General features: G+C 53.6%; 9 protein-coding genes. 5 read left to right on the top strand and 4 right to left on the bottom strand.

What is annotated here, in order from left to right:
• Positions 1-63: 63 nt before the first annotated feature.
• The 3 genes from CLV60_RS02035 to CLV60_RS02025 all read left to right on the top strand — a co-directional run bounded on the left by CLV60_RS02035 (position 64) and on the right by CLV60_RS02025 (position 9,110).
• Positions 64-3,414, top strand: a complete 3,351-nt coding sequence (locus CLV60_RS02035; protein ID WP_106593706.1) for a SusC/RagA family TonB-linked outer membrane protein — start codon at positions 64-66, stop codon at positions 3,412-3,414.
• Positions 3,415-3,429: 15 nt separating this feature from the next.
• Entirely contained in the window at positions 3,430-5,223 is a 1,794-nt protein-coding gene (locus CLV60_RS02030) for a RagB/SusD family nutrient uptake outer membrane protein (protein ID WP_106593705.1), read from the top strand.
• 89 nt (positions 5,224-5,312) lie between these two features.
• Positions 5,313-9,110 carry a polysaccharide lyase family 8 super-sandwich domain-containing protein gene (locus tag CLV60_RS02025; protein WP_106593704.1) on the top strand — a complete coding sequence of 1,266 codons (3,798 nt, stop codon included), beginning with the start codon at positions 5,313-5,315 and terminating at the stop codon, positions 9,108-9,110.
• Positions 9,111-9,163: 53 nt separating this feature from the next.
• Here CLV60_RS02025 and CLV60_RS02020 read toward each other — a convergent pair whose 3' ends face one another.
• Positions 9,164-9,559, bottom strand: a complete 396-nt coding sequence (locus tag CLV60_RS02020; RefSeq protein WP_106593703.1) for a DUF1801 domain-containing protein — start codon at positions 9,557-9,559, stop codon at positions 9,164-9,166.
• A 28-nt stretch (positions 9,560-9,587) separates the two neighbouring features.
• Positions 9,588-9,959 (bottom strand): VOC family protein, encoded by a 372-nt coding sequence (locus CLV60_RS02015; protein WP_106593702.1) that lies wholly within the window; start codon positions 9,957-9,959, stop codon positions 9,588-9,590.
• An 87-nt stretch (positions 9,960-10,046) separates the two neighbouring features.
• Between CLV60_RS02015 and CLV60_RS02010 the strand changes: the two genes are divergently transcribed.
• Both CLV60_RS02010 and CLV60_RS02005 read left to right on the top strand, forming a co-directional pair.
• On the top strand, positions 10,047-10,526 hold the full coding sequence (locus tag CLV60_RS02010; protein ID WP_106593701.1) for an energy transducer TonB: 480 nt from the start codon (positions 10,047-10,049) through the stop codon (positions 10,524-10,526).
• A 68-nt stretch (positions 10,527-10,594) separates the two neighbouring features.
• Positions 10,595-11,083, top strand: a complete 489-nt coding sequence (locus CLV60_RS02005; RefSeq protein WP_106593700.1) for an energy transducer TonB — start codon at positions 10,595-10,597, stop codon at positions 11,081-11,083.
• A gap of 56 nt (positions 11,084-11,139) precedes the next feature.
• Here CLV60_RS02005 and CLV60_RS02000 read toward each other — a convergent pair whose 3' ends face one another.
• Positions 11,140-11,589, bottom strand: coding sequence for a carboxymuconolactone decarboxylase family protein (locus tag CLV60_RS02000; RefSeq protein WP_106593699.1), 450 nt, complete (start codon positions 11,587-11,589; stop codon positions 11,140-11,142).
• A gap of 67 nt (positions 11,590-11,656) precedes the next feature.
• Positions 11,657-12,229 (bottom strand): Crp/Fnr family transcriptional regulator, encoded by a 573-nt coding sequence (locus tag CLV60_RS01995; protein WP_106593937.1) that lies wholly within the window; start codon positions 12,227-12,229, stop codon positions 11,657-11,659.
• Positions 12,230-12,298: the final 69 nt, after the last annotated feature.

Genomic DNA, 12,298 nt, shown 5'->3' with positions numbered 1-12,298 from the left:
GAATTTTGTTTAAACATTTTTCTATCAAACAAAATAATCCACCTTCAAACCCCGGGAAATACGATGAAGTATTCTACCAAAACAAAAAATACCCCTCCTGCCCCGCTTCCGCCCGTGCGGCACCTTCGCGGTCGCGCGGGTGCGGCGTTCGTTGCGCTGTCCCTGCTGTCGGCCCCGGGCATTGTGCCGCTTGCCAGTGCCGCCCCGACCGCCTTCGCTCAGAAAGCAGCGGCCGAACTCACCGGTAAAGTAACAGACGAAAAAGGTGAAGGTCTTCCCGGAGTAAGCGTTATTCTGAAAGGCTCCCAGCAGGGAACCGTTACCGATGCCGACGGCCGGTTCAAGCTCGCGATCAGCGATGTCGCGGGCAAATCGCTCGTGTTCAGTTTTGTCGGCTATGAATCCAGCGAGCAGGAGATCGGCGGCCGGACCGAGTTCAGCATCAGCCTCGCTCCGCTGGCGAGTAACCTCAACGAACTCGTAGTCGTAGGTTACGGCGAGCAGAAGAAAGTCAACCTGACCGGCTCCGTGGCTACAATCGATTCCAAGAGCATTGAAAGCCGCCCTGTTACCAACCTTTCTTCGTCGCTTGCAGGCCTTGGGCAGGGTGTGTACGTGCGCCAGAGCTCGGGTAAGCCCGGCGACGACGGCGCCACGATCCGCATCCGGGGCACGGGCACTCTCAACGACAACAGCCCGCTGGTGCTCATCGACGGCATTATCGGGGTAATGGATGCCGTGAATCCTAACGACGTGGAGAGCATTTCCATCCTGAAAGACGCTGCTTCTTCGGCCATTTACGGTTCCCAGGCTGCCAACGGGGTCATTCTCATTACCACCAAAAAGGGCTCCAAAAACAAGACGACCGTTTCTTACAGCGGGTTGTTCTCGACGGCAAGCCCCAGCAACCTGCCGCAGTTCGTGTCCGATTATCCGCGCCACATGCGCCTTTTCAACGAAGGTGCCGCCAACATCGGCCGCGCAGTACCTATTTACTCGGATCAGACGATCCAAACCTGGGAATATGCCAAACAGCACCCCGACGAGCTGAATGTAAACGGCGTTCCCAACTGGCTCGCCTATCCCAATACCGACTGGGGCAAAGTGATTTTTGAAAACAACGTGGTCCAGAACCACAATATATCCGTGAATGGCGGAAGCGAAAAGTCACTTTTCAATATCTCGCTGGGCTATCTGAACAACCCTGGTGTAATGCAGAACACCGGCCTGAAACGCTACCAGCTCCGTGCCAACGTGCAGACCAAGATCGGTAATGCGGTAACCGTGGGTACGCAGACGTTCGCCCAGACCCAATCCAAAGACATGGGGAATACCGCCAATGCGTTCAACTTCCTCCGCCAGACCGTACCCGGTATTGTGCCCTATTACGACGGTCGTTACGGCCTCCCGGCGGCAGCGGACGAAATCCAGACCGCCAACGGCATCCTGGCCTACCTGAACACCACAGGCGGCAAAGATTCGGAATCGCGGTTCAACAGCACGCTTTTTGCGAATGTCGACATTCTCAAAGGTTTGAAGTTTGAAACCAAGATGAACTACCAGATCCGGTTTGCGGAATACAACTCGCATGCCATCCCGGTATTGCGCTGGAATTTCGCCAACAATGTGGCCGACGACGTGAACCAAACCAACGATCCGACCACAATGAGTACGCGGTACACCTACAACAAAAACTACCAGATCACCTTCGACAACGTTCTCCGATATAACACCACCATCGGGCGCGATCACGAGATTGGCGCATTAGCAGGGTACAACCAGTATTACTACAATTACTACGATATCGACGCCACAAAAACCGGCCTGATCGACTGGACCATTACGACCCTCGGCTCGGCGACCGATATGACCAACACCACGGGCACCGAATACGACCGTGCTATGCGCTCCTGGTTCGGAAGGCTCAATTACTCCTTCCGCTCAAAATACCTCTTTGAAGCAAACATTCGCTACGACGGTTCTTCAAGGTTCTCTCCGGATACGCGCTGGGGTACATTCCCGTCGTTCTCTGCCGGCTGGCGGATTTCCGAGGAAAACTTCTTCGCCGGCTTGCGCAACCACATTCCGAACCTGAAACTACGCGCTTCGTGGGGTAAACTGGGTAACAATGCCTCCGGCGATTACGATTACCAGGCCAACTACGGAAAGGTTAACTACTCGTTCAACGGCACGATCGCCTCCGGCCTCGCACAAGGCAAGATCGCCAACCCGTTCCTGAGATGGGAATCGACTACGGTAACCAACATCGGTCTCGACGGAAATGCGTGGAACAACCGCGCGAGCTTCGAATTGGAATGGTATGACAAATACACCGACGGTATCCTTACCACCCCGCCTATTCCGCTCACGGCCGGGACCGTTTCCGCACCCACACAAAACACCGCTGCGGTACGCAACCGCGGGATCGAGTTCTCGCTCGGATGGCGCGATAAAGTGGGCGGCGTGAACTACTCGATCAACGGGAACTTCGCCTATAACATCAACCGAGTGACGACCTACAAAGGCAAACTGAACGAGCAATGGGTTACCAATGCCGACGGAACACGAAGCTATACCAGCAACCTCGGCGACGTTTCGACCGGTGGTGATAACCGCATTCTGGAAGACCGCGCGATCAACGAGTTCTATCTCCGCGAACGTTATCGCGGCAACGGCACCTACAAAGCCGGCGGTGAGGTGGATATCAATGCGGGGCCGAAAGACGGTATGATCCGTACGCAGGACGACCTCGCCTGGGTGAATGCCATGAAAGCCGCAGGCTATTCGTTCTCGCCCGTGAACAGCGTGGGCAAGGCGCAGCTTTACTACGGCGATTTCATTTTCGCCGACCTCAACGGCGACGGCAACTACGGCAACAGCTACGACCGGAAATTTACCGGCACCACTTCGAACCCCAAATACGTATTCGGGGTGAATATGGATGCCAGCTGGAAAGGCTTCGACCTGTCGATGATCTGGGCAGGCTCGGCCGGTATGCAGTATTATTACAACTTCGAAGGGTATAACAACTCCATCGTCCGCGACGGTAACGGCATTGCATCGCGCGTGGCCGACGACCATTACTACTACAACGATGCCAACCCGAACGACCCTAATAACAACATCACCGGCTCGTTCCCGAGGCTGAAATACAATGGCGACGCCATTAACACGACTTCCAGCACCACCTGGCTGTACGACGCTTCCTACATCAAGCTGAAAAACCTGCAACTGGGCTATTCGATCCCCGATGTTTGGAGCAAAAAGCTGAAAATCAGTCGTGCGAGGCTGTTCCTTTCGGGTGAAAACCTGCTGATCATCACCAAATACCCGGGCCTCGACCCCGAGATCGGTGCCGGCGTAGGTTATCCGACCATGAAGCAATACTCACTGGGAGTGAATGTAACCCTTTAATTTTCAATCAGCATTATGAGATTTCCTGTTCATATATTCAAAAGAAAAGTCTGCCAATTCGGTATTCCGGCGCTTTCGCTGCTCGCGTTGAGCGCCTGCGAGCCCGACCTGCTCGACACCAGCCCTTACGGCTCCATTTCGTCGAATACGATGTGGACCACCGACAACCTCACCGACCTCGGCATGACCGGTGTCTACAACGGGCTGCGCCTCGGTATCAGCACCAGCTCCGCTTCCGGCCGGGAGCTTTACCACTTCGACCGCATGGGCATGAGCGGCCAGCAACGCGATGGCGACGCATTCATGAACGGCACCGCCACCGTGGGTAATGGCAACGTCAGCAGCGTATGGTCCGAGCTCTACGAAGGCGTGCACCGCGCGAACGACGCCATCAAAAATCTCACCGAAAAATCACCGTCCTCGCCCGAAAAGAAGGCGCGTTACATGGCCGAGGCCAAATTTCTCCGCGCTTACTATTATTTCAGGCTGAACCAGCTTTTCAAGGGTGTCCCTATCTACCTCGAACCCGTACAACTCGAAGAGATTACCAAAGGCCGCGAAACCGAAGCGAAAGTCTGGGAGCAGGTTGTAAAAGACCTCACCGAGGCCATCAACGAGCCTGCATTGCCCAACAAATATGCCAAAGGCAATGCTGCATTCGGGCATGTGACCAAAGGAGCGGCCTATGCATTGCGCGGCAAGGCTTATATGTATACCAAACAATGGGACCTCGCCATTGCCGATTTCGAAAAGGTGAAAGCGGCCGGTTATGCATTGTTCTCGGGCGCTGGCGCCGACAGCTACCGGTTGCTGTTCAAGCAGGCCAACGAGCAGAGCGACGAGGCGATTTTCTCCATCCAGCATATGGGCGTGAGCGGCTATGGTTCCACGACGCAGTTCTTCTGCGGCACCCGTTCTTCGACAGGTTCTTGCTGGAATACTTACCTGATATCCCCCAATGTCGTGGATTTGTATGAAAACAAAGACGGCAGCAAGTTCAACTGGGACGCGATCATCCCTGGCTATAATGCGATGCCCGTAGCCAAAAGAGAGGTTTACTTCCTGAGAAACAACCTCACAGCCACGGAAATCGCCGCCATGACCGCCAAAGGCCTCGATATGAGCCTCTACCTCCCCACCGGAAACGAGGAGCGCGTTATGAAGGCATACGAAAACCGCGATCCGCGTTTGCAAGCCAACGTGATCACTCCATATGCGTCCTACAACGGCACCACGCCCGTGGTTTCGCGCTGGCCCTACCGCGTCGCGAACGGGCTGCCCATTGCCGACCTCCGTACCGACACCGGTAACCTCTTCTACTACCTGCACCGCAAATTCGTTTACGAAGGCGCGCCGGGCGTGGAAATCGAGAACCGCACCTACGGCGCCACCGACTTCCCACTCATCCGTTATGCCGATGTGCTGCTGATGTGGGCCGAGGCGCTGAACGAAAAAGGCAATACCGCCGGCGCCGTTGCACTCGTGAACGAGGTGCGTACGCGGGCAGGTGTGGCATTGCTCAATTCCAATGCCGCTACAACCGTGGCCGGGCAGGCCGATCTCCGCGAGCGCATCCGCAATGAGCGCCGCGCCGAGTTCGTCAACGAGGGTATCGATTACTTCGATGAGCTGCGCTGGGGTACTTTGAAAGAAACCGTTTTCTATACCGGGAATGGCGTGAAACAGATTTGGGGAACGGTAGTGGTACCTTACGTTTGGTCCGGCGACTTCCTGAATACCTGGCCTATCCCGCAGTCGGAAATCGAGCGGAACGGCAACTTGCAACAGAATCCAGGCTGGATGAATTAAGTATATTCCCAAAAGCGGAGTGCGGCTTGGTCCGGCTCCGCTTTTGTATTTTGTCAAAAACAGGCTTATCCATTTAATTTCAAAACATCATGAAACAATGTAAGTCCTTTACCTCAATGCTTTTCCTGGCAATAACGATCGCTTTCCTGCCGGGTTCCAAAGTACACAGCCAGAACGATTTCACCACCATTTCTGACCGTATTTTTGACAATTTCCAGGCGACCAGCGCTTCCACCGTCGATACGCAGACCGCCTCCCTCCTCAGCACATTACAAGCCGACTTTTCCTGGCCGGATATCAATTACGCGTCCACCGCCCAAACCGACTGGGCGCCCGGCAACCATTTGGCCAGAATGGGTACCCTTGCCAAAGCCTATTCCAAACCCACCAGCATTTACTACGGCGACGCCGCCCTGAAAGCCAAAATCGAGGGCGTGATGAACTATTGGCTGGCATTAAGCCCCGCGCCAACCAGTACCAACTGGTTCTACCTGTCTATCAGCGTGCCCAAAGACATCGGTAACACGCTCATTTGCCTCCGGAGATCGCCGTCAGGCATTTCCCAAACCCTTGAAAACCAAATGATCGCCTGGATGACCAAAGGTGTTTCGATCACCGTATCGCCTGCGAAAGACGGCTCCAACCTCACGGACGTCGCGCAGCATTACATCATGCGCGCCTGCCTCACCGAAAACCAGAGCCTGCTCAACCAGGCCATTACCGCGGTGGCCGGGTCGATCGTCGTCACTACGGGCGAAGGTATCCAGATCGACGACTCCTACACCGCGCACGGCCCGCAGCTGTATGTGTACGGGTACGGGCGCGAGTACGTATCGGGCATCAGCAATATTGCGGTGTATGTGGCCGGCACCTCCTATGCATTTTCGAGCGACAAGCTGGCGATATTCTCGGATTTTGTCAGAAAAGGTTTCGTGAAACCTTCCCGCGGCGCCTATGCGGATTACAATCTCTACGGACGCGGTGTGAGCCGTGCCAATGCGGGTAAGGCCGATGTCGCCCTCATCGAAAAAGTGAAAGCATTCGACCTCCCCGCCTACGCCACCGAATACGACAATGCGATCCAGCGTATGCGCGGATTACAGCCGCCTTCGTACAATGTCTCGCCCGAGCACGTGCATTACTGGCGTACCGATTACACCGTGCACCACCGGCCCGGGTATATGTTCGGGCAGCGCAGCATTTCCAACCGCAATGCGAAGTCGGAAATGGGTAACGGGGAAAACATCAAGGGCTATTACCTGACCGAAGGCGTGAATTACATTGCCGTGAATGGCGATGAGTACTACAACATTTTCCCGGTTTGGGAATGGAACAAAATCCCCGGCACGACTGTCCCCGAGATTACGACCTACCCCGTGCGGACTTCCTGGGGCGTGAATTTCGGTACCGTGCCATTTGTGGGCGGCGTGTCCGACGGCGTCTACGGAGCCAGCGCGTTCGCGATGAACGATTACAGTACCACCGCTAAAAAAGCCTGGTTTTATTTCGATAATGAAATCGTTTGCCTCGGAGCGGGCATCAACTCGTCCGCGGCCCAGGCTATCAACACGACCGTGAACCAATGCCTCCTGCAAACCGGTGTGACGGTGTCCGACGCCTCCGACAATGTGAGCACCCTGGCCAACGGCTCACGTGATTATGCGGGTAATCTGAAATGGGCTTTGCAGGGTAATGTGGGCTACTATTTCCCGCAAGCAGGCCTCGTTTCACTGAGCAACCAAACGCAGACCGGAAGCTGGTCGTCCATCAATACCACCGGCTCCTCGGCCTCGGTATCGGCCGACGTTTTCAAGCTGTGGTTCAAACACGGTGTTGCTCCGAGCAATGCTTCTTATGCCTATTTCGTGCTTCCGGGCAAAACATCGGCTGCCGAAATGCAGGCTTACAATGCATCGGATATCAGCATATTAACCAATACTTCGACAGTGCAAGCCGTACGCCACAATGGACTGGGCATCTGGCAGATCGTATTTTACCAGGCCGGCGAATTCACCGCCGATCAGGTGACCGTCAAAGTCGACAAAGCCTGCGTGGTGATGCTGAAAAACGCCGCCAGTAGTGACGTCACTGTGCATATTGCCGATCCGGCGCAGAGTGCGCAGCAGGTTTATGTGGGTATTAAAAATAACCAGTTCACTACCATGAAAGCCGCGACCATCACCATGCCCGCAGGGGCCAGCGCAGGAAGCTCGGTGGAAACCCATATTACCAACAGCAACCCGGATTATCAGCAACCGGTTGAGCCTCTGGCCACCCTCACCGCCGTGGCCGATGCCTTCGTCCGCAGTGGCGGAAGCGGCAGCACAGCCGCCTACGCGACCACCAACTATGGTACCGATGCAGTGCTGACCGTGAAGAAAGAAAGCGCCGGATACGACCGCGAGACATTCATCAAGTTTGACCTGAGTACGGTTACCTCCACGCCGGATAGCGCTATACTGCAATTGCGGGTAAACAATGCTAACACGTCCATTGCAAGTACCAAATGGGCATTCTACCTGGTTGAAAACAACAGCTGGACAGAAACGGGCATCACCTGGTCGAACAAACCGGCGCATACCACCCGCCTCGGCGATATGACCGGCACCGTGAGCGGCTCCACCATCCGGTTCAATGTGTCGTCGGCGGTCATAGGCCGGCTTTCGGCCGACAAAATCCTGTCGCTGCACATTGTATCCGAGCCGACCACCACCGACGCAGCGGTGATCAGCAAAACCGACGCGAGTTTCAATGCAAGGGAAAACACCAATGCGCTCTACCGGCCGCAAGTCCTGATTTACGGCAACAACACCCCAAGCCCGCAAACATTGAAAGATTCCGTACTTACCACGGCCGATTCATACGTGCGCAGCAACGGCAATGCGGCCAACAACTACGGCACGCAGGGGTACCTCGTAGCCCGCAACAAGTCCGACGACACCCAGGAAGTGTATCTGGCGTTCGACCTGCACGGGATGCATCGCAATGTCTCGAACGCCAAAATCCGGCTCTGGGGCATTGAAAGCGGTCTCAGCACCGGCTGGAACCTCTCCGTGGCTTCCAACAACTATTCCACCAGCGCCACCCCGTGGACCGAAACCGGCGTGAACTGGAACAACAAGCCGCAGGCAGGCAGCACCATCGCCAGCGCCACCGCACCCGCAACGGCAGGGTATGTCTATTTTGATATTACATCCGCATTGGGTAGCATTTCGTCCGACAGCATCCTGACCGTCAGGATTGCCGCCACCACCGACGTTTACAGCTCGTTCCGGTCCCGAAACTTCGCCACGGATGCCCTCCGCCCCAAACTTATTTACGAGTACAGCAGCGGACAGTCGCCAACGCTTCCGGTGGAGCTGGTGTATTTCAGAGGAAATGCAGTGAATGACGCGGTAAGGTTATCATGGGAAACGGCCGCGGAAGAGAACAACAGCCATTTTGAAGTCGAGCGCAGCGCCGATGCCCGCACTTTCCACACGATTGGCCGCGTAGACGGTTTCGGAACCACCTCAATCGCTAGAAAATATGCACTGGTAGATAACGAGGTTGTGAGCGGGCGTGTTTATTACCGCCTCCGGCAAGTCGACCATGACGGAACGTCCACGGTTTCTTCCATTATTTCAGTGTTGTCAAAATCGAAGGAAACATTGTTCAGCATCGGGCCAAACCCTGCTTCCGAGCGCCTGGATGTATTTCTGGGTGACGAGGGTGCCGATGCCTCGCTGTCCATTATCAATGCGAATGGGCGCATACTCGCTGTAAAACAGGTTTCCAAAACGCCCACAGCCAATTTCGACCTCACCGGCTATTTGCCGGGCACTTATCTGATCCGCATCAGTAAAGGACAGACGGTGCAGACTCACCGGTTTGTGATTACAAAATAGGTTAATATCCCGCCGGCTGGTGCGCATTTGCCCCGGCTGGCGGTAATTATTGGTTAAAGAGTTTCGATTGTCGCCGCGATCCACTCCCGCACAATGGCCGACAATGCCAGCCTGCCCGCCTCAACAGCCTCCTTATTCTTGAAAGCGGCGATTGCCCGGTCGTTTTCTTTCCACGCCAGCAGCCGGGATGCATCCGCTACGAGCCGTTCTTTCGGCTGTTCCTTCACCTTCGCCCCGCGGTGGAAAACCAGTTGAATCTGCTTCGGAGGCTGAATTTTCATCGTAATCCTGTCTTCCGCTCCAACCGAATAGTTGGGGCCATTCCATTTGATGTTTTCTTCCAGCAACGGGCTGGCATCCAGAATAAGCAGGCGCAGCGCTTCGATCTCTTGCCGCAGCGGATGGTCAAGTTCATCTAAAAATTGGGTAACATTTTTGTTGAGAGGCATTTGAAAGGGAATTTATATTGATAAAAACCTAATCCTGAATCAGTTGACAAAACCGCAACGTATTCCCGTCCGCGTCCGTCACATAGAACTCCCTCCTTCCCCACGTCTGATCCACCGGCCCCTCGTGTACCGGTGACCCGGCCTTTTGCGACGTATCCAACCCCCGCTCCTTGTATTTCGCGAACAATACGTCCACATCTTCCACCCAAACATACACCACGGAACCGAACAACCTTTCACATTCGGCCGTCGTGATCTGGAAGTTGTCACCATCCCTACCCAGGTCTACCACCGGCGAATCGGCAGTATCGTCCGGGTCGGTCATTTTAAAATCCAGCACTTCGGTATAGTGCCGGATGGCCTCGGCCATGTTTGAGATTTTGAATAATGGGACGATCATAGCGGTCAGGTATTTTTCGGTTCAGTTGTTTTGAGGCTTGGATTATATCAAATTTTAGATGATATTTAATTAAATTATATATTAATCATGGATTATTTTAGAAATATCCTACCATTCATCCTGTCGATCGTATCCGCATTCACAAATGCACAAATTCGCGAGGTTCCGCTTCAAACTCACAATAGCATTCCATTCGTCTGCGAGCTACCCGCCCCCGGCCTTTCAAACAATGGGACGGCCACTAGAGAGTTGGACTGTTTACTGACCGTTGAGCAGCAACCTGAATACCCCGGTGGTCCCAAAGCGATGTACAAATTTATGGAAGCCAACCTTCATATACCTCCCGCCGCCAGACAGGCTGGCATTTCGGGAAAGGTTTTCGTCAGCTTTGCGATAAACAAAACAGGTGATATCACAAATGTTACTGTTTTAAAAGGGCTCGGATTGGGCTGTGATAGTGAAGCCGTCCGATTGGTAAAATCAATGCCTAAATGGAAGCCGGGCAGACAAAACGACCAATCTGTATCGGTCAAATACATGTTGCCGATTTTATTTAAATCAAAATAACTGACCAAAAGGCGTCTCTCCAATTGCTTGTAAAATACTCGTAGTATCCACGTTACGCCAAGTCAACCATGAATTACCTTTTCACTCCACTTCTATTTCTGCTTCCGATCCTTTGCGCTCCGGCCTGCGCTCGTGCCCAGGTACGCAAGGCTGCATTACCATTGGACACGGGTGTGCTAAACGTCGCGCAGCCCATTGTACCCTACGACATCCCTTCTAAACCCAGCTCGCCGTCGTCCGAAAAATATTTTGGCCCCGTCGAACAACAACCCCAATTCCCGGGTGGCACCAAGGCTTTGTACAAATTTATTGAAGCCAACCTTCGGATACCCTCAATGGCTAGGGAAATCGGCATTTCGGGCAAGGTATTTACCACTTTTACAATTGAAATAACAGGTGAGATTACTAACGTCACAGTTTTGAGAGGACTGGGATTTGGTTGCGACGAAGAAGCGATTCGTCTGGTGGAGTCGATGCCAAATTGGAAACCAGGCACACAGTCTGGCAAAATCGTGAAAGTCAAATACAATCTGCCGATTTCATTTATGACAAAATAGGTTATCGGAAATTTGCCGAATGCAAATCTCCGATAACCTAACCTGCGTTTCTATCTCTAATACGCCACCGTCTTCGTAGAAACCCCAATCCGGTTCAGGAAATTGATATGGCTGATGCAAATCATTATATCCCCGATCTCGCTGGTATTGAAATGCGTTTTGATATTGTCATAGGTGGCATCAGCGACGCCGTCGATGGAAATATGCGTGATCTCCTCTGTCAGTTGAAGGGCGGCTCGTTCGCTTTCCGTGAAGAGCGGGCTTTCTTTCCAGGCGGAGAGAGCGAATATCCTCCGGGTCGATTCCCCTATTTGCAAGGCCTCGGTGGTATGGTAATCGATGCAATAGGCGCATTTGTTGATCTGCGAGGCACGAATCTTGATCAGTTCGATCAACGTGCGGGGAATGGATGAGGCGTAGATCCGCTTTTCGATGGCTGCCATGTGCGTCCAATAGGAAGGTTCTTCTTTCCAGACGTCCAGGCGGTGTTTAACAACTTTTGACATGATTGACATTGTTTTGTTTTGGTATGACAAAATTCGCCAGCCATACAGAGGATCTTCTTAAACTGGTTTAAGAAACGGATTTCTTGCGTATCTCACTCAGGTATTCGGGGGTAAAGCCCAGGAACGAGGCGAGCAGGTACTGCGGTACGCGCTGCATAAAGGCGGGATAATTCCTGCTGAAATCCTGGTACAGATCTTCCTTCGATAGTTCGTACGTCTTTCGTATCCGCATTTGTGACGCCGCGTAGGCCCGCTGGAACATGAGGTGAAAGTATTCGTGGAGTTCGGGGAGCGCGGCCAGCAACTCCTGCTGCCGTGCGGCGGAAAGCACGAGCGCTTCCGTAGTCTCAACGGCACGAATGGAAAATTGCGCGACGCCGCCCTGCTGAAAAGCCATGAAATCGCTCGTCCACCAGTTTTCCAATGCGAAATCGATCGTTTGCTCCACGCCGTTCCGTCGCAGGTAATACAAATGCACGCATCCTTTCGCGACGAAAAACTTCTCATGGCACCGCTGACCTTCCAGCAGCAGCGGCTCCTTTTTTTTGAAAGTCCGTACCTCGAAAAAGTCGGCGATAGGTTCCAGTTTTTCTGGCTTTATCGAACTGTGGCGGGTAATATGGTCAATCAGTTGCTGCATCGGTACGCGTACGAATGGTGTGGGGATAAAATTACGTGTTTGGGCCTTTGGGTAAATCGCGCTGTCAAA

The organism is Dyadobacter jiangsuensis (assembly GCF_003014695.1).
Taxonomy (GTDB): domain Bacteria; phylum Bacteroidota; class Bacteroidia; order Cytophagales; family Spirosomataceae; genus Dyadobacter; species Dyadobacter jiangsuensis.
The sequence above is the reverse complement of the archived record's forward strand: the minus strand, read 5'-3'. Positions and strand labels throughout refer to the sequence as shown.